Here is a 24,848-nt window from a genome sequence, read left to right on the forward strand (position 1 = left end):
GTTGAGGGAGTCGGAGAATGGGGCGATACGCCGCAAGCCCCGATGTTCCAATTCGACGGCCCCGTCCGGGGCGGATGGACATGTTTTCTGGGTAACGGTTCTCGGGGCTGACACCCCGAGCTAGGAACGCGGACTCCTCCGGAGCCATGCATGCACAACCGCCCCGGACGGGGCCGCCGTTGGCATTCGACGAACGGTTCGTCTGGGGCGATGAGTCGGATGAATTTGGCCGTTGGCCAAAACGTGCGGGTGGCACGTTGCAAGACCAGGGGCGTTGCCCGCTGGCTATGTTGAGTTTGGCCTTTGGCCAATGCGGCTGACTGGCCAACGGCCTGTTTCATCGAAGCCAGGGGCATCGCCCCTGGTACTCGGACCGACATCGATCGGTTTGGCCAAAGGCCAAGATCAACCGGGCCGCCTCGCATGCGATGTCAGACGCCACAATTGCCTCTCGGAACATCATGGGGCGGTGATCGTCTAAGCTGAATGTCGGTCGTTGGCTACTCTGGCCAACGGCCAGTTTCAACGAAGCCAGGGGCATCGCCCCTGGGACTCGAACCAACGTCGAAGGGTTTGGCCAACGGCCAAATTCAACCGAACGGGGAGACATCCAATGCCACAGTCATTGTCTCAACTCTATGTTCACTTGATCTTCAGCACCAAAGACCGGTTCCCGTTCTCAAAAGACGACATCAGAGACCGCGTTCACGCCTACCTGGCATCTGTTCTACGCGAAATGGGGGCACCGTTCGTGGTCGTTGGCGGCGTCGACGATCATGTTCACGTTTTATTTGATATGGGCCGGATTCATCCAGCAAAAGACTTCGTTGAGAAAGTCAAACGTGAGACGTCCAAGTTTGTGAAGACGCTACGTCCCAATCTGGACAAATTCTATTGGCAGCGCGGGTACGGGATCTTCTCCGTTTCTTCGACGCATCGTGATAGCGTTGTTGCGTATATCGAGAACCAAGAAGAGCATCACCGGGCAACGACGTTCCAAGAAGAGTACCGTGACTTCCTCAAACGCTATGGGATTGCGTTTGACGAGCGATACGTTTGGGAGTGACGAGGATGAATTTGGCCGTTGGCCAAAGCGTGCGGGTGGCGCGTGGCAAGACCAGGGGCGTTGCCCGCTGGCTATGTTGAGTTTGGCCTTTGGCCAATGCGGTTGACTGGCCAACGGCCAGTTTCATCGAAGCCAGGGGCATCGCCCCTGGAGCTCGAATCAATATCGATCTGTTTGGCCAACGGCCAAAATCAACCGGACCACGGAGACGCACAATACCCCTGTCATTGCCGAGAAGGACGCTCAGTTTCGACGGCCCCGTCCGGGGCGATTGGATGGGGGTGGGTTCGTTTTCTCGGGGCTGACACCCCGAGCTAGGAACGCGGACTCCTCCGGAGCCATGCATGCACAACCGCCCCGGACGGGGCCGCCGTTGGTAGCTCGGGGCGGAAGCCCCGAGACCGGTGGTGCACATCACGATGTCGCCCCGGATGGGGCCGTCGTCGTCTTCGCCAGAATTCAGATGCTCGAGCGAGTGGACCTCCGAATTCTGGTGAATCCGGCTACTTGATCCGTGGCAGGACGGTGTCGAGTGTTTTGCGGAGGGCGGCGCCGCTGGCTCGCAGGCCTTGGACTTCCTTGGGCCAGAGGTCGATCTCGAGTTGGTCGACGACTCCAGTGCGGCCGACCACGGTGGGGACACTGAGTGCCACATCGTGGATGCCGTAACAGCCCGATTGCACGCTGCTGACGGGCAGCAAGCATTTGCGGTCGAGGATCACGGCGTCGATCACATCGCGGATGGCAATGCCGACGGCGAAGCCCGCTCCGCCCTTGCGTTTGATGACTTCTGCACCACTGCCACGAGTCCGGGTGAACAACTGATTCGCGAGAGCTGGGGTCCAGCCTGGGAATTTTTCGAGTGGCAAACTGCCGATCGCTGCGCTGCTCCAGATGGGAACCATCGTGTCGCCGTGTTCGCCCAAGATCAACGCTTTCGTTTGCGTTGGTGGTGCCTTGAGTTCTTCTGCGATCAACGAACAGAACCGGATCGTGTCGAGCTGCGTTCCCAATCCGATGACTTGCTTGGTTGGCAATCCCAGCATGCCGGCGGCGACGTACGTCAGGATATCGACAGGGTTGCTGACGACCAGCACGATCGCGGATTGCTTTGGCCCGGCGGCCTTCACATCGCGAAGGATTTGGACGAACAAGTCGGTGTTGCGGTTGATCAAATCCAAACGTGACTCGTCCGGTTTGCGACGCAGGCCTGCGGTGATGCAGATGATGTCGCTGTCTGGGATGTGCTCGTAACCACCACCCACGATCGTTTGATCCGCGACGCTTGGCGAACCGTGTTGCAAATCCAACGCGTGACCCACGGCGGTTTCAACGTTGACGTCCAGCAACGCGATTTCGCGAGCCAAGCCGCCGCACTGCAACGCGTAAGCGGCACAAGATCCGACGAGGCCGCCGGCACCAATGATGGAAACTTTCATGGGATCAGTTGAGTTGGATGTGGGGGATGGTTTGTGTGGTCAAAACGTCCGGAATGTGGCATAGGCTTCCAGCCTGTGAGTGCGCAACCACAGGCTGGAAGCCTATGCCACATCCGAATTCTGGCGAATCCGGCTACCTGGTGAGCTAGCTCGACGCTTTCATCTGACGCATGACTTCGTTGGTGATCAGCTTGACGAGTTGCTCTTCGTCCACACCAGCTGGTGCAGCCGATGCCGAACCGGATGTCTTGATCGGTGGTGGTGGTGCGAAGGCACGACGCTCGACGCCTGAGTCCTTCCACGATTCGCGGAAGATGTCGTTGGCGCAGATGTCGCAATCTTCGTACTCGGACGTGTTGCGTGGGTCTTTGAAGCCCCATTTGTCCTTCAGTTCCAGCAATTCACGCGACTTGGTTTCGTCCAAGTACGACACGTTGCCCAATTGCTTGGCGAGCAACAACATGCGGCAGTAAGAGTCGAGGATCTCAGTCCACCAGTAAGCTCGTTCCACCGATTCACCGTAAGAAACGGTGCCGTGGTTGGCCAAAATCATGACGTTCGTCTTCTCAACGAAAGGAATGATCGTGTCGGCGAAGGCTTGTCCGCCAGGTGTTTCGTACTTGGTGATCGGCACGTCGCCCAGGAAGACTTCGACCTCGGGCAAGATGCACTGTGGAATGGGCTCGCGAGCGATCGCAAACGCAGTCGCGTGTGGTGGGTGGCAGTGAACGACGGACTTGATGTCAGCACGTTGCTTGTAGATTTCCAAGTGCAACAACGCTTCGCTGCTGCGTTTCTTGCGACCAGCGATTTGTTTGCCGGTCATGTCGATCATCGAGATGTCGTCCGGAGTCAAATAGCCTTTGCAGTGCATCGTTGGTGTGCAGAGGACTTCGTTTTCGCTGACGCGGACGGTGATGTTGCCGTCGTTGGCCGCCGCGAATTGACGGTTGTAGATGCGGCGACCGATGTCGCAAATGTCTTGTTTGATCTTATGGATGTTTTGCATGACAAGTGGTCCAAGTCAGGAAAGGGAAGTCGAGAGATGGGAGATGAATCGGAACGGGGTGGGCGTTCCGAATTGAGTTTTGTTGATCACGAGGTTTGCACCTCGCAGTGGTCCAGGATGGCGACGATGGAAGCGTCGGTTGGTTTGACGTCGGGGCGAAAGGGAGCGGCGGATTCAGGCCCTTCGGCCAAAGCGACCCAGTCCCCCTGTCCACTGCCAACCAAATCCCAGGCGATGATGGTGTCACCACCGATTGGTTTCGCGTCGTCTTGGTTGACCTGGATTTGGTCCGCGGACTCCACGACTTCGACGCAGCGAAGTTTGTAGCCCTGCATGGACGGATGCATTCGCGAAAGCGTCACGGTTCCAATCACACGAGCGATCTTCATCGAGATGTCTCCTGTGACGTGGAAGCGGTTGGCTTTGGCAATTGAGCGATGGTGTTCGCCGCGTTGACGAGAGCGACCAGGTTGAATCGCTGCATGTCGAGCACGAACGTGTCGGCGTCCATTTCCGCTGCGAAGCGTGGAATGTCTTCGAGGCGGGTGATCAAGGCCGCTCGTGAACCCGATTGAATGCGATCGAACAAGGTCGCGGCAGGACGGTCGGTCACGATCACGGCGCGGTGAGCTCGCGGGCAATGATCAACGCCGCGAAGCGAAAGCTGACGAGTCAGCGCGTCGCGAATTGATTTGGAGGATGTGTCGGTGTGCAGTTGGATGAAGCGTTTGCCGGAGTTGCTTGCCGGTTTGGTTGCAGCGGCGTGCGTGGACTTCGATCCAGCCAGGGTGATTCCGCGTGATCGCATTTCGTCGCGAGCGGCGGGGGTCACGATGCCTCCGGACACCTGAACCTGGGTGACTCCCGAGGGAACGCCCTGGATGACGTCGACGCTGATGACTTTGTCGTTCAAAACGTGAACGGTTTGGTCATTCGTCGCTGGTTTGGGCGGCGAAACGCTGGTGTCAGTTTGGTCTCGCAACCGGCGCAATACCTGCTCAACGATCGACGCGATGTCGACGTTGTTAGGCGTTGCGGATTGGGTTGCGGGGGAGGTCATGGGTTTGGATTGGTAGCCGGATTCGCTGGGATTCGGTTGTTGGGTTCGTGTTTGAATCACAGGCTGGAAGCCTATGCCACTTCACTTCTTCTTGGATTTCTTCTTCTTCGTTGGTTCGTCGATCAGTCCCTGGACGCTCCAGCGAGCGGGGCAGGTTTCGAAACCGGTCATCTCGCGGATGGGGCCGGTTTCGCTGGTCAGCATCACGCGGTCACCGACTCGGCACCCGAGTTCGTCCAACACGAGCAACGGTGCTCCGTCTGGTTTCTCGTTCACGCCGGTAGGTTGAATGAGGACCAGACGTTGGCCTTGCAGCGATTCGTGTTTGACGGTCGCGCGGGTGTGACCGATGACGCGTGCGGGTTGCATGCTCAGACCACTCGCAATTCGTCGATCATGCTGCAGCGTCGTTCGCGGGTGAACGTGTCAGGTGTCGTGACGCCTTCGCCGGTTGGCCCTGCGATGGAGAACGACAGGTAGCCTTCGCCGCCCAGTCCCAACGATGCCATGCAAGGACCGTTTTTGACGTACAGGGTTGTGTCCAACTCCTTGCCCATCTTGGTCATGTTGTGAACGTTGCGCGAGTGAATGATCGCGGTGTGACGGAAGCCGTGTTCGTAGTGCTTGGCCATCGCGATGGCGTGGTCCACGTCACGTGCTCGGACGAACGGGATGAACGGCATCATTTGTTCAACGCTGACGAATGGGTGATGTTCGTCGGTTTCGCCAAAGACCAACTCGCACGATTCGGGAACCTTCACACCAGCGGCGGCGGCCAGAACTGCGGCGTCTTTGCCGATGTAGTCTTTTGCTGCGGCGTCGTGGTTGTCATCGCCGACTTGAGTGATTGCGACGGAAGTCAGCTTTGCGATTTGGGCTTGGTCAAGTTGAACGGCTCCGGCACGTCGCATGGCGGCCATCATGTCATCGAAGACCGAGTCGACGACGAAGACTTCTTTTTCCGCGATGCACAACAAGTTGTTGTCGTACGCACCGCCTTGGATGATGCAGCGAGCCGCGTTGTCGAGGTCGGCGGTTTCGTCGACGACGACGGGCGGGTTGCCTGGGCCAGCCACAATGGCTCGTTTGCCACTGTTGAGTGCTGCACGTCCAACGGCGGGACCGCCGGTGACACAGATCAATGCGACGTCGCGGTGACCGAACAGTTCCGCAGCACTTTCGAGCGTTGGTTCAGCGATCACGCAGATCAAGTTGTCGATGCCGACTTCGCGAGCGATTTCTTCGTTGAAGCGACGGACACCTTCGACGGCAACCAAACGACCGGATGGGTGAGGGTTGACGACGACCGCGTTTCCACCGGCGATCATGCTGACGGCGTTCCCGGTGATGGTTGGCAAGCTGTGCGTGACGGGGGTGATCGCCGCGATGACGCCAAACGGGGCTCGCTCGATAATCGCGAGACCGTGGTCGCCGGAGAAGGCTTTGGTTTGCAGGAACTCGGTGCCGGGCGACAATTCGCCGAGGGCTCGCAGTTTTTCGATTTTGTGTTCGGGGCGGCCGATGCCGGTTTCCCGCATTTCCATCAGGCCGAGTTCTTCGCAGTTCTCAATGCTGATCTTGCGAATGATATCGATCACGCGTTTGCGATCTTCCATCGGACGTTCGCGAAGTTGTTCGAACGCACGACGAGCCGCGGTGACCGCATCGGAAGCGTTGCCGAAGATGCCGTGGCTGCCTTCGAAGGCGTTCGCCGAATCCGGCATGCTGGGCATCGGGCCGACTTCCGCGAGCACTTGTGCGACCACGCTGCGAATGGTGTTTTCGTCGAGTTGCATGATGAGAGATGAGTGAGGGGTGATGGAGTGGAACAGGAAAGCGATGGCACGTGTCAGGTGCTGGCTTTTACCTCTTTGGCATCCACGTGAACGGAATCGACCAAGCCGATGACGACCGCGTCGATGGGAAGTGTTTTGGTTTCAGGGGTCAGTCGAGCGCTGCTGCCTTGGCACACCAGCACCAACTCACCTTCGCCAGCGCCCAACGTGTCGACCGCGATGAAAGTGCGTCCCGTTGAGGAAAGCTTTGCACGCGTTTTCTCATCGAGCCGGTAAGGCTCGACAATCAACAACTTGTGACCGGTCATGGATGCAACCTTTTGGGTGCAAACGACCGATCCGGTGACGCGGGCTAGAAACATGGGAGTGGTGGGTTGAGGTGATGTGTTTGGATTGCGTTTGAATCAAACCAGGTGGGACCTGGCCTACTGGGCGGCGAGAGCACGGAGGCTTCGCTTGGCCACGATCCATTCTTCGTTGGTGGGCAAAACCAGAATCTGAGTTTTGCTGGACTCGGTGTGCAGGCTTCCTTCACCACGCATGCCGTCATTCTTGGAGGCATCCAGTTCGATGCCAAAACCTTCCAGGCCTGAAGAAACGGCGGCCCGGACCACGTCGCTGTTTTCACCAATTCCTCCGGTGAACACGATCGCATCCAAGCGACCCAGCGCGACCATCATTCCGCCGAGGTGTCGGCGAATCTCTTCGGTGTAAACACCGAGCGCCAATTTCGCGTCGGCGTTGCCTTCGGAGGCGGCCGACTCGATGTCTCGCAAATCAGCCATGCCGCCGGAGAGACCTTTCAGTCCACCTTGGCTGGCCAGTGTTTGCAGGACTTCTTCCAGCGATTGGCTGGTTCGTTGCATGATCAACGGGATCGCGAAAGCGTCGAAATCGCCTACTCGGTTGTTTTGCGGGACGCCGGTTTGAGGTGTCATGCCCATCGTGGTCATGATGCTCTTGCCGGAATCAATCGCGGTCAGCGAACTGCTTCCGCCCAAGTGACACGAGATGATCTTGGCGTCGTCGCGACCCAAGACTTCTGCGGCACGTTCGGCAATGAAGCGGTGGCTGGAACCGTGAAATCCCCACTTTTGAATTTGCATCTCACGCGTCCATTCCGCAGGAATCGCGTAGGTGCGACGCTCCGGCGAAATCGTGTCGTGAAATTCGGTTTCAAACGCGGCGACCAACGGTAGCTCCGGAAAACGTTGACGTAACAGTTTCATCGCAGCGATGTACGGTGGGTTGTGCGCCGGGGCGGCGGCACTCATTTCGTCCATCGCTTCAAGCACTTCGTCATCGACGACGAAGGTGCCACTTTTGCGTCCACCGTGAACGGCTTTGAAACCGATCGCGGCAACTTCATTGGCCTCTTTCAAACATCCGTTTTCAGGATGGGTCAGTTGGTCCAAGCAGGCTTGAACAGCAACGCCATGATCCGGCACGGGCATCTGCGTTTCTTCGCGAAACGTTTCGCCTTGATGCGATCGAGTCACAATCACTTCGCATTGACTGATGGGTTCCCCAATGCGATCGACGGCCCCACGAGCGAGCACGCGAGAGTCGGGGGAGGCATTCGCAGATTCAAAGTCACCGGACATGTCCAGCAGCTTGTACTTGAAACTGGTCGAGCCCAGATTGGCAACGAGGATCAACATCGAATCACGGTCCTTGTGAAAGAGGTTTCACGCAGCGTGTGTGAACCAGGTTGTGAACGTCGCAACCGGATCACACGGCGGCGATCAATTGAAGTAAGCGTTCATCAAGCCTTCGGCTGGACGAGCGATCACGTGGCTGCTGACCAATTCGCCGACTTGAGCGGCTGCGGCGGCACCGGCTTCGACGGCTGCGCGGACGCTTCCGACGTCACCGCTGACGACGGTCGTGACCATGCCACCACCGAGGTCGACACGTTTGACAACAGCGACGTTGGCGGCTTTGGCCATGGCGTCGGTGGCTTCGACCAACGGCAAGAGGCCCTTCGTTTCAATCAAACCAATGGCATCGTTCATTTGAGATTCTCGTAAAGTTGTTTTGGTGAGGTGGGAGACAATCGGGGTGACAGACGCTGCTGTCGCTCGATCACTTTTTGCTTGACGAAGGCAGCTTCAGGATCTTTTCCAAATCGCCGTGTGGGCGTGGGATCACTTGAACGCTGACGACTTCGCCGACGCGGCCGGCTGCTGCGGCACCCGCATCGGTGGCTGCTTTGACAGCGGCGACATCGCCGGTGACGAACACGGTTGCCAAGCCAGCACCAATCTTGTCCCAACCAAGGAACTGAACGTTGGCGGCTTTCATCATTGCGTCGGTTGCCTCCACTGCTGAAACGAAACCTTTGGTTTCGATCATGCCGAGGGCTTCACTGATTTTGGCCATCTTCTGAGATACCTAAAAAGGAAAGGGGAAAACGTGAGAGAGTGAGAGTTGGCAAATTGCCAACGGTTTCAATCACCGGACCGAACTGGCACCGGTGAACGGTTTGAGTGAGTCGATCAGTGCTGGCAAGCACAGCCGGACTTTTTCAGTTCAACGCTGGTCGCTGCATCCAGGTTGCAAGCGTTGCCTTCGTCCGTGTCGATGTGAACTTCCAACTTGGCGGCTTTGTCGGCACGAACCAAAACGTCTTCGAACGAAACGCTGCAGTCGGGGCTGCGAATCGAAAGCTGCATCATGTCGCCATTGGACACGCCGTAGTACTCCGCGTCGGCGAAGTTCATGTGCACGTGGCGAGCGGCGCGGATGACGCCTTGTTCGAGTTGAACGCTGCCGGCGGGGCCGACCAACACGCACCCGGGCGTGCCGTCGATTTTGCCGCTGTGGCGAACCGGTGCGTTGATGCCCAGTGAGATCGAATCGGTCAGTGCTAGTTCGACTTGGCTGGCTCCACGCGTTGGGCCTAGCACGCGAACGCTGGGGAGCATTCGTTTGCGAGGTCCGACGACCATCACGGTTTGCTTGGCCGCGTAAAAGCCATCTTGGTAGAGGTCTTTGTCTGGTTCCAAAACGCTGCCGCGACCGAATAAGATCTCAACATGCTCGTCAGTCAGGTGGCAATGGCGAGCGGAAATGCTGACACGCAAGTTCGGTTTGCCATCGACCCAACCCAGAGGTTGTTGTCCGGCGGAAGCGACCGACGAGGCTGGCGGTGCCATGCCCGATTGACGGATCGCGTTGCGAACGAGGGATTCAATGCGTGAACGATCGACAGCCAAGCTCATGAGAGATTCGCGTTGTTCAAGGAATGGGTGGGGGAGGAGTTCGATGGGGACGCGGCCGGAGCCGGCGTCGATGTTTTGTGCGGGGACGGGGCCTGCGATGACTGAGTCAACGGGGACTGGGCCAAGCGTAGTTGGACACCGGCGGATTCCAGCCACGCTTTCGCGTCAGAATCCAGCCCGTCGTCCGTGACAACCGTGTCAATCTGTTGCAATTCGCAAATTCGGCTCAAACTGGTTTTTCCGAACTTGCTGTGGTCGGCCAACACGATGCCTCGTTCAGCCGAAGCGAGCATCGCCTTTTCGCTTTCCACCAGCATCATGTCGCTGTTAAAAAATCCGCGAGGCGAGACGCCGGCGACCGACAAGAACGCGGTGGTGACGTGGATGTTTGCCAATTGCGAATCGGCCAGAGGACCGATCGTGACCGAGGTGCGTCCGCGAACGCAGCCGCCGATCATGACCAAGTCGATTGAATCGCTGGTGGAAAGCAAGTGTGCGACCGGCAGCGAATTCGTCACGACTTGCAGCGGCCGATGGATGATCAGGCGAGCCAATTCGTAAACCGTGCTACCGCCGTCCAGCAAAATGGTGTCGTGGTCGGCGATCAATTCCGACGCGGCTCGGCCGATCGATTGTTTCGCGGCCCAGAAATCGTCGTTTCGGGATTCGAATACGCTGATCGTGTCGGAATCGCCCGTCCAGTAGACGCCGCCGTGCGTGCGGCGAGCCAAACCCGCTTCTTCCAGCATTTCCAAATCGCGACGGATCGTCGATTCACTGACCGACAATTGCGACGCCAGTTCACCCAAAGCCGCGAAACCGCGGTCTTTGACCAAATCACGCAATCGATCTCGACGTTCGTCGGTGGTCACTGAGTGGGGCGCTGTGGGGATTGGGGCGCTGTAGCGAAGAATCTACCAGGCAGGTCCGTTGCTCATTTGCAAGATTTCTTGCAGAGCGAAAGGTTTCTGCCATCGGATGGTATTATTCTTTCAAGCTTACACCATTGCAAGCGTCCAATTGTGTGGATTTGGAAAAGATGGGAGGAATGAATGTCGCTACGCGTTGGGCTGGGCGGCGACTTCGGGATTGTCAGTGATAGATACCAACCACCCACTGGTCCGATCGAGCATCTCGAGCGCGTCGATCCCCACTGATTCCCAGATATAGATGGAAGTCTGGGTGGATAGGGTAGAGTTTGAGTGGTCTGGAGCTGTCGCCGCGATCGTGACGTTTGGAAGATCTCTTTCAAGAAAGAGCTTTAAGGCGGTGAGCAATTGTTGCCGCGTTTCAGCCCATTGCTTCAAAACGTTTCGCTGGATCGCCGAGTCAATCGGCTGCCACACGAGTTTGACTTTCTGCGTTTGATCGCCGGCGGATCCATCCGGATTGGTCGGCTCCGGACGCCGGAGCTCGCACAGCCTTCCACCCTCCGCTGCCAATTTTGAGCCATCCAGGTAGACTCGTCGCAGTTGATTGTCTGCGTTGAATTGGTAGACCCGGTCGGGCCCATCGTAGAAAGCCGGTCCACCGCCGGTTCGCCAGCCGACCACCCATTCTCGGCCGCTCGCCCGGTGCAGCAGCCGAGCTCGCTCGGGCAAATTGACGCCCTCCAACAGTAAATCTTCGCGGTCGTGAGTTTCGCGTGCCATCGTTTTCGGTTTGTTTGTTGGACTGAATACGTGAATTGAGCTGTCGCTGTCTTTCTCTTTCTATCTTCCTCGTTCGGATGCCCCATGAGTTCTGATTCTTCGATCGATCAGAACGACTTCGCCGTCGAGGATGCGAACACGGCGGCGGTTGCGTGGTGGGAACGACTCGGCAGCGGAATGATCTCGCCAGGAATTGGCTTTGGCATCGTGGCGGGAATTGCCTCGGCGGTGTTGTACACGCTGGCGAACATCTCGCTCCGCAATGCGATCTCGGTGGACCCTTTCATTGTTTCGACCTTCAAAGCGGCTCCGACCGTGTTGGTGCTGACGCCCTATTTGGCGGTGGTCAAAGCCAGCGGACGACCGATTGCGACCAGTCGCCAATGGATTCCAATTTTCATCCCAATCGCGCTGGTTGGGCAAGTCATTGGCAACGGAGCTTTCCAGGTGGCTCTCGGCAGCATCGGTTTGGCTGCGTCGGTGCCGATCACGCTGGGATCGTTGTTGATCGGTAGTGCGATATTGGGCTGGATTCTGCTGAGGGAACCGGTTCGCGCTCGGACGCTTGTTTCGATTGCCACGCTGATCATCGCCGTGATCGTGTTGTCACAGTCTCGCGGCGTCGAACCGGTCGAGTGGCATTCATCGTCGTCGGAAGTCTCTGAGGAACCGGTGGATTGGGTGCACTCGCCGATCGTTGGCGCTTTGTGCGCGGTATCGTCCGGATTGGCCTACGCCGTTTTCAGCACGACGATGCGTTTCACGATGAAACGCGGGATGTTGGCGTCGATGGCGATGTGGATCAGCGGTGTCTCGGGCATGTTGGCTTTGGCGGGCATCGTCGCGATCAGAACGGGATGGTCGCCGATCGCGGATATTCCACCGGCGATGTGGCAGTCCATGATTCTGGCCGGGATCTTCAATTTCACCGCATTCGTTGCGATTTCGACGGCATTGAAAGTCCTCCCGGTCGTGGCCGTGCACCTGATCAATGCGTCTCAAGTCGCGATGGCGAGCGTTGCCGGTGTGCTCGTCTTTGACGAACCCGTGACCAAACTGTTGGTGCTCGGCATCTCGTTGACCCTGGCCGGACTGACGATCCTTGCCACCCGGCGGAGGCCAGCTCCGGATCCATCGACCACATTCCAGTCAACCTTTCGTTCGGAATAACCGATACACACGTTAAGACCCGTCGTGCCGTTGCAGAATGCTTGATTGTTGCGACTGCACCTCGGGAAGAACCCAACGTGATGTCACCGACCGCGGAAGAAAATTGACTGTGTCAGAAAAACGCCAACGTTTGGCCGCTTTGTTGATTGCAACAAGCTTGTCGACGTCTTCGTGTCTCGCCACCGTGGCCGTTCAAGCGGATGAACCCAAGGCTGGAACGCCAACTTTGGCCGCACCGGCGATGAGTCTGCCTGAGACGATGCAGTTGCCTCAGCAGTTGAGTTTCCCGGCGTCGAAGAGTGGCGCCGCAGTCGCCGGCAAACAGGCCGGAAAGAGCACCGCGGACTTCGTGCCTGAGAAATCATTCGACGGGATCAACGATCCGAGCAATCCAAACGCCATCGAACCGCGTGTGGCGGGCAGCGCCGTCGTCGTTCGCGAAAACCGTGATCCGACTCGATCGCACTTGCAGTTCCGCGAGCAAAATGGTCAGTGGAGTTCGAAGGGCGGCCCCATCGGTTCGGCTATCCAATTGTTGCCGCCACAAATCGCTGCACCGGCTGAGATCGAAGAACCCGTGTTCTTGGGAAACTCGGACGTCACCAGCACCAAAGAAACGACGCAGCCGCCGCGGATGGTGACTCGACAAGACGCTCGGCTGAACGGTGTCCGCAAAACGTGGGAACCCGAAGGACCACTGTTCACTCAAACCGAACCGTCGATGGTTCTGCGTGGTCCTGAGGCCGCTGAAGCTGAACTGGAAGAGCCCACCAAAGAACAGTTGGCGGACACTCCACCGGATCTGTTCGATCCGACAAAGATGCCATCGGAATTTGATTCGCGGCCGACTCGCTCGGTTTCGGATCGAACCGGATCACCATCTTGGAACGGACAATCCAACTCGAATGCCACTCAGTGGAACGCTCGGCAGAACGTCGATCGCGTGACACCGCTTCGTGATCCCGTGCCGTCAACCACGATGGCACCCATCGGCAGCGGCGCGTTGCCTCCACGGAAAGCTCCCGCGTTGCAATCGCCAACGCGTCCTGAAGTGAAATTGGAAACACTTCCGACTTTGCCGGCATTGAACGCACCAGCTTTCCAATCGCCCGAGACGGGTCAAGAGGTCGACGACTTGCCGCAGAAGGTCGATGAGCTGACCAGCAAGATCGAAGAATTGACTCAGCAACTGAACGCGTTGAAGTCGAGCAAGCCGGAACCAATCGAAAGAGCGAAACCGGAAGCGGCGAAAGCCAAGCCAGCAGCGCCGGCGACGAAGGCTCCCGCGAATGTGATTCCGCCGAGCATTCCGAAGACAAAATCGGCGATCGATTCGTTGCCGGAGATGAAGCCGACGGACAAGCTCGAGGCGTTGCCTTCGTTGAAGGACGCCGAATCATCGACGTCTCGAGAAACGGTTGGCAGCGGATTGCAAAGCAATCAATTGTCGCTCGAGGCTCCGAAGTCATTGACGAAACCAGAGTTGGCGACGAAACCAAAGTCGTTGGAATTGGAACTTGATTCGGCGGACAAGAGCGAAGTTGACGCGGCGCAGAAGTTGAACGAAAGCATCGCGGAACAACTTCGTCGCGAAGAGGCTCGTGATCGTTCGCAAATTCGCAATCGAGAGGATGTCTCGCTGAGTCCCGCCTCGCCACGACGCTCGACCAGCGATTCTTCGCGGATGACTCCCAACCAACGCGACCAAGGGATCTTCGAGCAAGAAGACTCGGACGAACTTTCGCGAGTTCCGTTGCAACCGGTGGAACGAGATCGGTTGATGCCGCTCGCGGATGCACCGTCGGGTTCGGTCAGCCTGCGAGACATTCGTGGCAATGACTTGGACGAAGCCGACTTGGAAGACCTATACGACGCGGATGCGGAAGTAGCCGACGGCGACGCCGAATTGTCCGAGCAGAATCAAAGACGTTTGGCTGAATTGGATGCGACTGGCCGGCCAAAGACTCATAGCGGCAAGGGTGCGGCTCCTAACTTGAGCACCGGCTTGATGCGGATGCAAAAGCCGATCGTTCAGTGTTTGCAGCACTACTACGGACGGCGGGAACAGGCCGACGGACGCAGCAATTGGGGAATGATGCACGCTGTGATGGTGTTCGGCCCGGACACGCGTTTGATCGCTCGTGGCCGTGACTACAGCACGATCGCATGGATGGCCGGCAACAACGTCTGCCGTGGCCAGCGATTGATGGAAGTCGAAGGCGGAAAGATCAAGGCTCGCGAAGGCGTTGGACTTCAAGGGCACCAGGCCCAATGGTTGGCTGTGCTGGCGATGGCTGGCGTTCCAAGCGACTATCCGTTGTATGTCGACGGCGAAAAGTTCAGCGTGGCCGACTTGGTCAAAGTCGAAGCGGCCGACTGCTTGGAAGGCGAGGAACTCACGTTCAGCCTGATCGGGCTGTCTCACTACTTGGACACGGAAACAACTTGGATCGGTGCGGACGGTGAGCGTTGGAACTTCGAACGCTTGATCGCCGCGGAATTGGATCAACCCGTGGTCGGATCGGCCTGTGGCGGCACTCACCGTCTGATGGGTTTTGCACACGCACTTCGCAAACGACGTTTGGAAGGCCAGCCCATCGAAGGCCAATGGGCTCGCGCGGAACAGTTCTTGGACGAGTTTGTCGACTACACGCTGCGATTGCAAAACCGCGATGGGTCGATGAGCACGGATTGGTTTGAATCACGCCAAGACAACGGTGACATGGATCGCAAGGTCCAAACGACCGGGCACATGGTCGAGTTCTTGTTGACGCACTTGCCGGACGAGGAGTTGCTCGAACCCGAAGTGTTGCGATCCGTCACGTTCTTGCTGAACTCGATGTTGAAGGGACGCAACAACGATTGGTCGATCGGGCCCAAGGGGCATGCGTTGCGATCGCTGGCGTTGTTCCATCAACGGGTCTATGGCGAGCCCGCTGCATTGGTGAACCAACGCAGCGTCGCAAGGCAGCGTCAGCCGACCCGCCGGTCCCGCTAGAAGACGCGAAAGGGAATTCGGACGCCACGTAGGCCATGTCCCACATGGCGTTGAGTGAAACGCCGGTGCCATCGACGCTCGAGAAAGAGCGTCATTGGGTGGGTACGCCTCGCTTCTTGCGAAGCCTCGGCTCGGTCGCCAGGTACAACTTGGCCTACGGTGGTTGTTGCACGAATTCGCGTAACCGGATTCGCCGGAATTCGGACGCCACGCGAACACGTTCTACTTCTGATTGCTGAGGATGTAGTTCAGCAGCTCGAAGACCTCGTCCTCCGTGTACTGATCGAGCAAGGCCTTTGGCATCATCGAGGTCGATGTCTTGACCATCTGCTCAATCTCATCCTGCTCAATCACGGTGGGCTCTTTCGCTTCCGCATTGGCGAGCAACTTGACGACGTCATCGGTCTCTTCGACCAGCAAACCCGAGAACGTTTGCCCGTCGGCGGTCAGAACCAAGTGCATTGCGTACTTGTCGTCGATGCGGTCAGACGGATGCAGGATCTCCTTCAACACCTCACGCGAATCGCCTTTCCATTTGCTGACGACTTCGTCGAGTGCCGGACCGATTTGCCCGCCTTTGCCAGCGACTTGGTGGCAGCTCGCACAGGTGGCTTGTTCGAAGATCTGTTGCCCGATTTCGGCAGTTCGACCACGCAAGCCTTCGGTCAGCTTGTCGCCGGCGAAATCGTCGATTGTCCAGGCTTGCACAAACGAACGATTGTTTCCGATCGGATCAGCCGGCTCGTAGGGATCGGCGTTGTAGGCATCGAGGTCTTCGACGACGACCATCACACCGTACATCCGGTACCAGTGTTGAGGGAACGTGCAAACGTAGGGGTACTCACCGGGTTCGGTGGGAGCCGTGAACGTCAACGCTTCCTTTTCGTTAGAGGCAACCAGGTCAGTGCTGTGTAGCACCAGTTCGGAGTCAGGGACGTATTGCTTGCCCTGGAATCCACCGCGAGGTCCGGCTTGTAAACCGAGTTCCGCCACCTTCTTCAGTTCACCAGGAACAGTGATGACCAAGTTGTGCGGCATGCCGTCGTGGTTTTCCAAGACAACCTGCACGGGGCGTCCCGCTTCGACGGCGAAATAGGGCACGTCGTAACGCATCTCTTCATCGACCGTTTTGATGCGGACTAAACGCACGGTGATCTCACGCAGACGATCGCGAAATTGTTTGGCGGTCTTGGTCGGCAATTTGGCGATGGCTCGGTCGGCGACTTGCATCGCGTCGATGAACGGGTCGCTGGTGCGGTTTCTCGCCTTGGTTCGCTCGGCAAAATTGACAAGATAGCGAGCCAACTTCAGCGACGTTTCAGGCTGGTAGGCTTTCTTCGGAATCGCGAGCAGCGTGGCAATCCCGTCTTCGCGAAAACCTTCGCAGGCTAGTTTGCCGACTCGTTCAAACGTGTCGTTCCAGTCGCCCGGGACAACAGCCAGCGTTCGAATGGCGGCGGCAACGACTTCTTTTTTGTCACTGTTGGACATCAGGTCGACGACTCGTTCCCGTTGCGATTCACGATCCAGACGATCGGGAAGCATCGCGACGCCAGTCAACCAGTTGACCTTCGCCGCATCGGATCGCTTTGCCAATTCGAACGATGCGACGTCATCACCGGCAACGATCAATCCAGCCAACGCAATCGGAGCGATGGCGGCATCGCCTTTTCGAGCGGCTGCGGTGAATCGGTCCTGCAACGCTTCCAAGTTGCCAGCGGGAAGCTTCAGCAACATGTTCGACAACCCGCGAGCGGCTCGCAAGTTGACGTCTCGTTTGGATTTGTCCTTCCAGTCCAAGTTCTCGATGACGCCGAGCAAGACATCGCCGGGGTCGGAGTCTTGCAGGGCGACCAATGCGTCCAGTGCGGCACGTCGGTCTTGGTCACCAACTTCGCCACGAGCCAAAATCGCGGCATGCAGCGGTTCGTACTTGGGATCTTTGGAGTCTCGTGGAACCGCCAACAGAGCCGGCGTCGACAGACGCTCGATTTGGTACGAGACGATCTCTGGTGAAAGGTCAAAGAAGACTGGCAACGCGGCGTTGTACGGAGCGATCTTGCTGCCGTGGCCGTCGAACGTCGCACCGGGATCGGTCAACAGGTGGACTTGGTCAACCGCGTATCCGACCTGAGGTTGAATGTGCCCGGCGTGTGCGCGGGCCGTTTGACTTTTCGCGTCTTTATCCTCCGGCAGATACGGAGCACGACTGGCGATGACCTGTTCGAAACGCTGCATCGTTTCTTCGAGAGCGTAGTCGAGGTAGTGATCCATCGGCATCTCTTTGACATGCAATGCCGCTCGGATCAAGCGATCTTGATCGTCCAATGCCCAGGGTTCGCCGAACGCGTGCGAAATGCCACGCAGAGCTTCCATGCGAACTCGCGGATGTTCATCGGTCACAAGTTCTTCGTAACGCTGAGTCGTGTCTTCAATTCCGGCCCAATAGGACAGCACACGGGTGGCGGCACTGCGGGCTCGATGATCGTCGCTGGCGAGGACTTCGGTCAGCAGTTCTTCGTTGACTTGGTTGTGAGCTTGATGCAGCCACAACAATTCCAACAGATCGTGATCGTCGTCCTCGGTGGCTCGACAATCCGGCAATTTTGCATTTGCCGCGGCGATCACTTCCTTTGTTGGTCGAGCATGCAATTCGCGTCGGACACGGTATGCGTGGCGTTGGTTCTTTCGACCAACATCCGAGCACAATTGATCGATCAGGTCGGGCGTGCTGGTGTCAGCGATCACAGGGAGCTTCACCAACGGACGTTCTTTGTGAGTCAAACGCCAGATGCGGCCGTGGCTGTGGTCGCGACTTGGATCACGCAAGTTGTGTTGCAGGTGACCGATCAAGGCGTTGTGCCAATCGATGATGTAGAGCGACCCATCGGGAGCGATTTCGATGTCGACTGGACGGAAGTTGCCATCGCCACCACCGACCAACATCGGTTCCTCGATGCCTTCGTAGCCGGAGTCCTTTTCCACGACCTGGTGGCGAAGCACGGCACGGTCGCCGATCACGTTCGTCACCAGGAAATCGCCTTGAACGTCGTCGGGGAAGTGCTCGCTGCTCAGGAAGCGACACCCAGCCAGCGGGCGAATTCGTTTCGGATAGAACGTTTGGTAGTTGACCAATCCGTCGTTGTAACCTTGTTCGCTTGCAACACGACGATGTTGTGCACCGCCAGGGTGTTTGATCGGGTAATCCAGTCGCGTGCTGATCCCGGTTGCCCAGTAACTCTTGCCCGGCGATGCGTCACCGATGAAGTCTTGCCCCCAATCGTTGAATCCGAATCCCCACGGGTTTGCGAACGCGAAGTTCACGTGAACACCGAATTTCTTCGTGCGAGGATCGTAACGAAAAACACCACCCTCCAAATTTCGAGTCAGCCCGTAGGGACTTTCGATTTGCGTGAACTTGAACGTGCCTTCTTGAGCATAGAGATGCCCGCCGGGACCGAAATCAAACGCGGCCAGTCCGTGGTGCGAATCGGCGGTGTCAAAGCCAACGATCGCCCGAGTTCGCTTGTCCGCGACATCGTCGCCATCAGTGTCTTCCAAGAAGTAGATGTCGTGTTGCCCGCCAACGAAGACGCCTCCGCGTCCGATTTCGAATCCGGTCGGCTGATGCAATCCGCCGGCAAACGTTTTGCACTCGTCCGCGTCGCCGTCACCGTCGGTGTCTTCCAGGATCAGCAACTTGTCATCCATCGGCGACTTCGGTTGCCAGTGCGGGTAGCTCGGCATAGTCGAGACCCACAGTCGGCCTTTGGAATCAAAATCCAGAGCGACCGGGTTGGCCAGTTCGGGAAACTGTTGCTCGGAAGCGACCAGTTGGATTTCGTAGCCGTCGAGCAGCGTGAACGTTTTGAGTTGTTCGTCGGTCGTCAAGTATTCCAACGACCCGAGCTTGCCGCGTTTCGCGTTGGGATCATCGGGTCCACCCACGTTGGTTTTGGGGATGATGAACGGCAGCGTGTTGGAATCATCGATCGGTTCGCTGATGTTCTCGCCACCGGCGATCGCCCAAACTCGAGCGTCTCGGTTGGCGGTCATCTGATCGAGAATCTCGAGTTCGCGGTTCATGACCGAACGGTTGTTGTAAGTTCCGTCGCTGCCCGCGCTGCCACGTTTGCCATAGATTGAATAACCGTTGACTGCTCGGTAGCGATTGAACCAATGAAAGTTCTTGTCTGCGACAGCGGCCAGGAGCGTCGGGTTGGTTTGTTCGGGCACGTCGACTTCACCGAGCAGTCCACGAACCATGATCGGTGCGAGTGCGGTGTAACCATCCGAGTTCAGGTGTCCGCCGTCCAACGTCAGTTGCTGATCACTCTTTTCGAAAAGCTCCTTTGTCGGAGTGAACAGATTGACGAACGAAACACCGTGCTTTTCGGCAACAGCTCGCATCGTCCGCGCGATTTTGCTGAGCGCCGCGTTTCGAGGTGCGGCTTCGGGAAGGTTCGGATCCTCGGTCGCTTCAAACGCAATGGGTGAGATCAACGCGATGCGTGGGTTGCTCTCTCCGTTGTAGACCTGCGACTGAGTGTGCGAGATCAGCTCATCCAGTTCGTTGGTGAAGTCACGAAGGACTTTTTTGTGATCCAATCCTTCGCCAAGTCGAAACGATTCGTTGTAGCCGAAGAACATGAGCACAACGTCCGCGCCGCTGTGCGTGAGGTGTTCGTCGGGCGATCCAAAGTCGAGGCTTCGCAGGCGGATCTTGGGTTCATCCCCCGGGGCGCACAGGTTTCGGATGGTCAGATCCAAATCGGGTCGCACGGCATGCAAGAGCGTTTCAAACTGATTCTCATGTTGCATCCGTTCGCCGAGCGCGTTGCCGATCAGACAAACGTGGTCGCCTGGTTGAAGTTCCAACGCGGGCGGTTGGGCCTGGACGATTGCGGGAGAGAAAACAAACACCAGCGCCGCGGAGGCGAAGAGATGGCGAAGTACTGTCATCGGTTGGGGATTCACAAGACAGGAGGTGGGATGATGGCGAGTCATGCACGACTGCCAGAAAGCAGATCATGTGCAATTTACAACAGGCGCTTGAGCGACGTGTTCTCGAATCAAGATTCTTACACGACTTCCATGAACCCGTGTGGTTGGTGCTCGAGCATCGCCCAGCGTTTCCGCTGATTTGACGACGCGATACCAACGACCACCTTCGGATATCAGAAGATGGCGGATTTCGTTCGCGAAGGGGATTGAATTGCGTCTTGGTGAGCTGGTCAACGACGCGGTCGCGAGCTCACGGTTGATCCAGATGATCGAGGTGTTGTTGGATCAAACCTTTCGGATCCGGATTGAACGGCAGTTGAAACAGTTTGGATCCCATTGGATACGGATTGCCCGCCAAGGCGTTGACGTGCCGCACCATGTTGAAAATTTGCAAGGCTTCGGTGGGCGATTGGCTGAGTTTCAGTGCTCTTTGAAAAGTCGGGCGAGGATCTTCGATTCGTAGAATCGCGGCGAGTTGTGCGGCTCGCGATGCAACCAGCGGCTCGGTATCGAGCGTTCGGCGACGCAGCAGTTTGACGAACGTGTCGTCCGCTGCCATGTCTCGATTCGCCGAGTGATTCGATGCCGCGATGGAACTGGCCGCGACCAACGCCCAGTAACGCTGGAGCATATCGCCGCTGTTGATCGCCGAAAGCAATGCTTCGCTGGCTTGGTCCCATGGCATGACCGCGATGTTGACCGTGTTGATATAGCTGGCGATCTCTTCCGACATTCGTTTCCCGTTTTCGACGGGTGCGTCCAAAACTTTCAGCATGCTGGCTTCGGTGAGAAAGCCCAGGTCATTGGTTTGCTTCAAGTGTGCGGTCAGCTTCGTTCGCAGTTCGGTCAAGCGATCGCCGTGTGCAGGATCGCCAGCCAAGTTGTTCACCTCGTCGGGATCGTCGGCCAAATTGAACAGTAACTCTGGCGGCCGAGGCTTGAAGAATTGGCTTTGAACATCATTCAGTTTGCCGGTGTGATACCGCGCCCGCCACTGTTGATACGCCAGCATCTCGTATCGGTAGTCTGCCCACATCGCATCAGGTTGAAAGGACTCGAAGCAACGAATTAGCTTCCAGTCACCGACTCGAATCGAGCGAACGAGATCGTACTTTTCGTCCATGCGATCCGCGTATCCAAACGCTGTTTCGCGGGAGTCGACGTCGGCCGATTCAATCCGGGGGCCGAGAAACGCTTTGCCGTCGATCGGGCCAGCCTTGTCCAAACGAATGCCGGCCAAATGAAGCACGGTGGGTGCGAAGTCGATGAATGACACGAATCCATTTGTGCGGCTTCCGATCTCACGATCGACAAGTTTGCGATAGTTGTCGGGAACACGAACGACCAGCGGAACGTGCAGCCCGGATTCGTAGATATAGCCTTTGCCGCGAGGCAACACGCCACCGTGGTCGCCGAAGTAAAACACGAATGTGTTTTCCAGCTCACCGGCTTGTGATAGTTGGTCAATGACACCGGAGACTTTCTCGTCAATGATGCTCATCCGGTCGCGATAGAACGCCGCGGTGTGCCGGAAGACTTGCGTGTCGGGAAAGTAGGGCTGCAGCGACACGGTCGCTTGATCGAAGTCGGTTGGCTTTTGCAACGCGTCGACGCCAAAGTGCAATCGGCCTTCGTGCGAATCGGCGAATGTGACAACGTGAAAGAATGGTGTGTCGGCGGAAGGTCGGTTTTTCCAAGACGCTTTTCGCGAAGAGTCATCCCACGGCTGCATCCGCTTTTTCGCGTTGTAGTCCTCTTTCGAACTGTTGGTCGTGTAGTAGCCCGATTGTCGAAGCCAAGCCGGGAACATCTCAACACCTTGTGGCAACGTCGCGGGCTCGGTTTTTCGATGAAACTGAGTTCCAATGCGAGGGCCGTAGCAACCGGTGATCAACGTCGTTCTCGCGGTCGAGCAAACCGGGGCGTTGCTGAACGCTCGATCGAAGGTCACACCGTGAGCCGCCAACGCTTCGATCGCGGGTGTTTCGACTCCGGTTTCATCGAAGTGTTTCAGATAGTGCTTCGAGTTGTCCTCCGACATGATCCAAACGATGTTCGGTCGAGAGGAAGCTTTCGCCGTCGATGGCGAAGGTTGGGCTTGCGCGACGATCGGAGCAACGCAGAGGATGGCCAGTGAACAGATCGCGACACGAAACATCGATGGAATCATCTTGGGCAAGACCTCTTGGATCGAAGGCGGGACCGGTCGGGATGGGGGCGTTGTCGTGGGGTAGCGTGAACGAGCGAGACGTTCAGCGAGGCGACCGGGTGCCCCCAATGTATCAGCTTCGAATCTCCGGTCGGTGGTTTCACTTTCGCATCACGCCGAAATGTTTTGACGTTCAACGAACAACTCGAGGCACAGGCATGAATTGACTGATTCGTAAAGGCCGATCAATCGCTTCAGCTTCTCAATGGTTGCTGCGTCGGTTTCTGGGTGCTACCCAGTTTCGTGAAATGAAACAGAATGAACGTCATGGCGAATTGCCAACTTGATTTCTGCCAACGATCCATCTGAGACCCGAATGAATCCTCTGTTCGACACTCACGCTCATCTGAATTCCAAGGACTTCAACGATAACGTCGCGGAAGTGGTTGAGCGTGCTCGCCAGTCCGGTGTGGTTGGCATTGGCGTCATCGGAATTGATTTGGCGACCAGCAAACGGGCGGTGGAGTTGGCGGCACAGTTCCCCGATTTCCTTCACGCCGTGGTTGGGATCCAACCCAACTCGGTCGCCGAATCCAACGAAGGCGATTTCGCGGAAATCGAAAAGCTCGCGACGGCACCGGGAGTTCGCGGGATTGGCGAGACCGGACTGGATTGCTACTGGGACGACACACCGATCGAGCAGCAACAGGCCGCGTTTGATCAGCACATTGATTTGGCGAATCGGTCGAATCTGCCGATGGTCATCCACATGCGAGAAAGTGGCGAGCTGATCGCGGAGCAACTTGCACGGCAAGAAAAACTTCCCGCCGCCGTGATGCACTCCTTCACCGGCGACTGGGAGTTGACCGAACGATTCCTGGATATGGGACTGATGATCAGTTTCGCTGGGATGGTCACGTTCAAAAAGAGCGACGAGTTGCGGGAGGTTGCCAAGCGAGTGCCGGAGGATCGATTGCTGATCGAGACGGATTCACCGTATTTGTCGCCTGAGCCGATGCGAGGAAAACGTCCCAACGAGCCTGCTCGGGTGGAGCATATCCTGCGTTGTTTGGCGGATGCAAGGAACGTCCCGACGGCACAACTCGCGGCGGCGACGACGGAAAACGCCCGGCGGTTTTTTAAGCTCGCGTGAAAGTTGAAGTCTGCCATCGGTTAGAATCCACCGGCGGACCCCCTCGCTTGAATTCGTGTGCCGAATCCACTGATTCTGCATTCTCGCATGAGATCTTCATGAAAGCTTCAACGAATCGGCGGTTAGTGGGTGGTGCCAAACTTCACATCTTCAACGAAACTACACGCCGAACGGAAGATATGAATCTCCTCTCCAAACGCAGCATGCGGACGAATGTCAAAAACCAAAGTTCTCATCGTTGAAGATTACCGGCCGTTGGTCGAGACGCTGGAGTACCAGCTCAAACGAGCCGGTTACGAAGTCTATCGAGCGGCGGACGGACGGGAGGCTCTCAACCAAGCCAAGCTGTATCTGCCCGATGTGGTTGTCTTGGACGTTGACCTGCCGATTCTCAGCGGCGTCGAAGTCTGCAAGCAATTGCGATCGGACGCGACCACCAAAGACACGCTGATTTTGATGCTCAGTGCTTTGGGCGAAGAGTCTGACCAAGTCGTCGGATTCGCGGTCGGAGCGGACGATTATGTCGTCAAACCAGTCGAGAGCTACAAAGTTCTGCTGCAGCGAATCAAAGCCTTGCTGCGTCGCCGCGAACCCAGCATGGACGACGCGGATGCGATTTCGCGATGCGGTGTGACCGTCGATCGCCGGCGTTTCGTCGCGACCATCGAAGGGGAAGCAGTCAAGCTGACGAAGAGCGAATTCCGGTTGCTCGACACCCTGATCCGCCAACCCGGCCGAGCTTTCGACCGAAGCGAGTTGGTCGACGCGGCTCTCGGCGAAGACACCATGGTCCTGGAGCGAACCATCGACGTCCACGTCCGAGCCCTCCGCAAAAAGATGAGCGAGCACGCCGATCTGGTGGAAACGGTGCGTGGGATCGGTTACCGGTTCCGTGAGGAGTAGGGCGTTCGACCTTTCGGGGCGGTGGAGGATCTTCGCGACGTTGGTGAAGGTTTGCGGCACGCGACTCTCGGTGGGGGACCTCCGAGCTAGTGCGCCTGCAAAGGCGATTGAATTGTCAGGTGAAAGTCCTGATCGGGGAATTCGTTACCGCCCCGTAGCTGATGGTAACTGCGTTTTCAACAGAAAGGGTGGAGAGCAACCAAAAGCGAATGAGCAGTCCGTAAC

20 protein-coding genes are annotated in these 24,848 nt (G+C 57.4%); 5 read left to right on the forward strand and 15 right to left on the reverse strand.

Annotated features, from left to right (window positions below; translation table 11 throughout):
- The first annotated feature begins 613 nt into the window (after positions 1-613).
- A complete protein-coding gene (tnpA, locus tag CEE69_RS29830) occupies positions 614-1,066 on the forward strand; it encodes an IS200/IS605 family transposase (RefSeq protein WP_099264176.1) in 453 nt (150 codons plus the stop codon).
- A 503-nt stretch (positions 1,067-1,569) separates the two neighbouring features.
- Here tnpA and CEE69_RS29840 read toward each other — a convergent pair.
- The 13 genes from CEE69_RS29840 to CEE69_RS29900 all read right to left on the reverse strand — a co-directional run bounded on the left by CEE69_RS29840 (position 1,570) and on the right by CEE69_RS29900 (position 11,246).
- On the reverse strand, positions 1,570-2,505 hold the full coding sequence (locus CEE69_RS29840) for a lactate/malate dehydrogenase family protein (RefSeq protein WP_099264178.1): 936 nt from the start codon (positions 2,503-2,505) through the stop codon (positions 1,570-1,572).
- A 145-nt stretch (positions 2,506-2,650) separates the two neighbouring features.
- Positions 2,651-3,514: a class II aldolase/adducin family protein gene (locus tag CEE69_RS29845; RefSeq protein WP_008670095.1), complete on the reverse strand. Its 864-nt coding sequence runs from the start codon at positions 3,512-3,514 to the stop codon at positions 2,651-2,653.
- 86 nt (positions 3,515-3,600) lie between these two features.
- Positions 3,601-3,903, reverse strand: a complete 303-nt coding sequence (locus CEE69_RS29850; RefSeq protein ID WP_008655706.1) for a EutN/CcmL family microcompartment protein — start codon at positions 3,901-3,903, stop codon at positions 3,601-3,603.
- Positions 3,900-4,574 carry a hypothetical protein gene (locus CEE69_RS29855; protein ID WP_099264191.1) on the reverse strand — a complete coding sequence of 225 codons (675 nt, stop codon included), beginning with the start codon at positions 4,572-4,574 and terminating at the stop codon, positions 3,900-3,902. Before CEE69_RS29855 ends, CEE69_RS29850 begins: the two co-directional genes overlap by 4 nt.
- 81 nt (positions 4,575-4,655) lie before the next feature.
- The gene (locus tag CEE69_RS29860; protein ID WP_099264179.1) at positions 4,656-4,943 is read right to left on the reverse strand and encodes a EutN/CcmL family microcompartment protein; all 288 of its coding nucleotides are present in this window, start codon (positions 4,941-4,943) and stop codon (positions 4,656-4,658) included.
- A 2-nt stretch (positions 4,944-4,945) separates the two neighbouring features.
- Positions 4,946-6,370 (reverse strand): aldehyde dehydrogenase family protein, encoded by a 1,425-nt coding sequence (locus CEE69_RS29865; protein WP_008655710.1) that lies wholly within the window; start codon positions 6,368-6,370, stop codon positions 4,946-4,948.
- A 53-nt stretch (positions 6,371-6,423) separates the two neighbouring features.
- On the reverse strand, positions 6,424-6,732 hold the full coding sequence (locus CEE69_RS29870) for a EutN/CcmL family microcompartment protein (protein ID WP_008655712.1): 309 nt from the start codon (positions 6,730-6,732) through the stop codon (positions 6,424-6,426).
- A 63-nt stretch (positions 6,733-6,795) separates the two neighbouring features.
- Positions 6,796-8,031 carry an acetate/propionate family kinase gene (locus CEE69_RS29875; protein WP_099264180.1) on the reverse strand — a complete coding sequence of 412 codons (1,236 nt, stop codon included), beginning with the start codon at positions 8,029-8,031 and terminating at the stop codon, positions 6,796-6,798.
- A gap of 84 nt (positions 8,032-8,115) precedes the next feature.
- Positions 8,116-8,385: a BMC domain-containing protein gene (locus CEE69_RS29880; protein WP_007324357.1), complete on the reverse strand. Its 270-nt coding sequence runs from the start codon at positions 8,383-8,385 to the stop codon at positions 8,116-8,118.
- A 70-nt stretch (positions 8,386-8,455) separates the two neighbouring features.
- On the reverse strand, positions 8,456-8,752 hold the full coding sequence (locus tag CEE69_RS29885; RefSeq protein ID WP_008655717.1) for a BMC domain-containing protein: 297 nt from the start codon (positions 8,750-8,752) through the stop codon (positions 8,456-8,458).
- 116 nt (positions 8,753-8,868) lie between these two features.
- Positions 8,869-9,594 carry a phosphate propanoyltransferase gene (gene pduL, locus CEE69_RS29890; RefSeq protein ID WP_099264181.1) on the reverse strand — a complete coding sequence of 242 codons (726 nt, stop codon included), beginning with the start codon at positions 9,592-9,594 and terminating at the stop codon, positions 8,869-8,871.
- Complete coding sequence (locus CEE69_RS29895; RefSeq protein ID WP_099264182.1) at positions 9,591-10,466, reverse strand: DeoR/GlpR family DNA-binding transcription regulator; 876 nt, start codon at positions 10,464-10,466, stop codon at positions 9,591-9,593. Before CEE69_RS29895 ends, pduL begins: the two co-directional genes overlap by 4 nt.
- A 186-nt stretch (positions 10,467-10,652) precedes the next feature.
- The gene (locus tag CEE69_RS29900; protein WP_099264183.1) at positions 10,653-11,246 is read right to left on the reverse strand and encodes a hypothetical protein; all 594 of its coding nucleotides are present in this window, start codon (positions 11,244-11,246) and stop codon (positions 10,653-10,655) included.
- A gap of 84 nt (positions 11,247-11,330) precedes the next feature.
- On the opposite strand from CEE69_RS29900, the gene CEE69_RS29905 reads away from it, so the two are divergent.
- Complete coding sequence (locus CEE69_RS29905; RefSeq protein ID WP_099264184.1) at positions 11,331-12,416, forward strand: DMT family transporter; 1,086 nt, start codon at positions 11,331-11,333, stop codon at positions 12,414-12,416.
- Positions 12,417-12,453: 37 nt separating this feature from the next.
- The gene (locus CEE69_RS29910) at positions 12,454-15,414 is read left to right on the forward strand and encodes a GTPase-activating protein (protein ID WP_099264185.1); all 2,961 of its coding nucleotides are present in this window, start codon (positions 12,454-12,456) and stop codon (positions 15,412-15,414) included.
- Between the two features lie 222 nt (positions 15,415-15,636).
- Here CEE69_RS29910 and CEE69_RS29915 read toward each other — a convergent pair whose 3' ends face one another.
- A complete protein-coding gene (locus CEE69_RS29915; protein ID WP_233215790.1) occupies positions 15,637-20,376 on the reverse strand; it encodes a PVC-type heme-binding CxxCH protein in 4,740 nt (1,579 codons plus the stop codon).
- Positions 20,377-20,668: 292 nt separating this feature from the next.
- The gene (locus CEE69_RS29920; protein WP_099264192.1) at positions 20,669-22,588 is read right to left on the reverse strand and encodes a sulfatase family protein; all 1,920 of its coding nucleotides are present in this window, start codon (positions 22,586-22,588) and stop codon (positions 20,669-20,671) included.
- Positions 22,589-22,943: 355 nt separating this feature from the next.
- Here CEE69_RS29920 and CEE69_RS29925 point away from each other — a divergent pair, with 355 nt between their 5' ends.
- On the forward strand, positions 22,944-23,720 hold the full coding sequence (locus CEE69_RS29925) for a TatD family hydrolase (RefSeq protein WP_099264187.1): 777 nt from the start codon (positions 22,944-22,946) through the stop codon (positions 23,718-23,720).
- Between the two features lie 213 nt (positions 23,721-23,933).
- Positions 23,934-24,623, forward strand: a complete 690-nt coding sequence (locus CEE69_RS29930; protein ID WP_099264188.1) for a response regulator transcription factor — start codon at positions 23,934-23,936, stop codon at positions 24,621-24,623.
- The last annotated feature ends 225 nt before the right edge of the window (positions 24,624-24,848 follow it).

The sequence above is a fragment of the Rhodopirellula bahusiensis genome, assembly GCF_002727185.1.
In the GTDB taxonomy this organism is placed as follows: domain Bacteria; phylum Planctomycetota; class Planctomycetia; order Pirellulales; family Pirellulaceae; genus Rhodopirellula; species Rhodopirellula bahusiensis.

Excerpts from the sequence above, each read along its gene's own strand:
- CEE69_RS29850 (WP_008655706.1), bottom strand. The coding sequence starts at position 3,903 with ATGAAGATCGCTCGTGTGATTGGAACCGTGACGCTTTCGCGAATGCAT.
- CEE69_RS29875 (WP_099264180.1), bottom strand. The coding sequence starts at position 8,031 with ATGTTGATCCTCGTTGCCAATCTGGGCTCGACCAGTTTCAAGTACAAG.
- CEE69_RS29855 (WP_099264191.1), bottom strand. The coding sequence starts at position 4,574 with ATGACCTCCCCCGCAACCCAATCCGCAACGCCTAACAACGTCGACATC.
- CEE69_RS29900 (WP_099264183.1), bottom strand. The coding sequence starts at position 11,246 with ATGGCACGCGAAACTCACGACCGCGAAGATTTACTGTTGGAGGGCGTC.
- CEE69_RS29905 (WP_099264184.1), top strand. The coding sequence starts at position 11,331 with ATGAGTTCTGATTCTTCGATCGATCAGAACGACTTCGCCGTCGAGGAT.
- CEE69_RS29925 (WP_099264187.1), top strand. The coding sequence starts at position 22,944 with ATGAATCCTCTGTTCGACACTCACGCTCATCTGAATTCCAAGGACTTC.
- CEE69_RS29930 (WP_099264188.1), top strand. The coding sequence starts at position 23,934 with ATGTCAAAAACCAAAGTTCTCATCGTTGAAGATTACCGGCCGTTGGTC.
- CEE69_RS29870 (WP_008655712.1), bottom strand. The coding sequence starts at position 6,732 with ATGTTTCTAGCCCGCGTCACCGGATCGGTCGTTTGCACCCAAAAGGTT.
- CEE69_RS29860 (WP_099264179.1), bottom strand. The coding sequence starts at position 4,943 with ATGCAACCCGCACGCGTCATCGGTCACACCCGCGCGACCGTCAAACAC.
- CEE69_RS29865 (WP_008655710.1), bottom strand. The coding sequence starts at position 6,370 with ATGCAACTCGACGAAAACACCATTCGCAGCGTGGTCGCACAAGTGCTC.
- CEE69_RS29880 (WP_007324357.1), bottom strand. The coding sequence starts at position 8,385 with ATGAACGATGCCATTGGTTTGATTGAAACGAAGGGCCTCTTGCCGTTG.
- CEE69_RS29885 (WP_008655717.1), bottom strand. The coding sequence starts at position 8,752 with ATGGCCAAAATCAGTGAAGCCCTCGGCATGATCGAAACCAAAGGTTTC.
- CEE69_RS29910 (WP_099264185.1), top strand. The coding sequence starts at position 12,454 with ATGCTTGATTGTTGCGACTGCACCTCGGGAAGAACCCAACGTGATGTC.
- pduL (WP_099264181.1), bottom strand. The coding sequence starts at position 9,594 with ATGAGCTTGGCTGTCGATCGTTCACGCATTGAATCCCTCGTTCGCAAC.
- tnpA (WP_099264176.1), top strand. The coding sequence starts at position 614 with ATGCCACAGTCATTGTCTCAACTCTATGTTCACTTGATCTTCAGCACC.
- CEE69_RS29915 (WP_233215790.1), bottom strand. The coding sequence starts at position 20,376 with ATGACAGTACTTCGCCATCTCTTCGCCTCCGCGGCGCTGGTGTTTGTT.
- CEE69_RS29845 (WP_008670095.1), bottom strand. The coding sequence starts at position 3,514 with ATGCAAAACATCCATAAGATCAAACAAGACATTTGCGACATCGGTCGC.
- CEE69_RS29920 (WP_099264192.1), bottom strand. The coding sequence starts at position 22,588 with ATGATTCCATCGATGTTTCGTGTCGCGATCTGTTCACTGGCCATCCTC.
- CEE69_RS29840 (WP_099264178.1), bottom strand. The coding sequence starts at position 2,505 with ATGAAAGTTTCCATCATTGGTGCCGGCGGCCTCGTCGGATCTTGTGCC.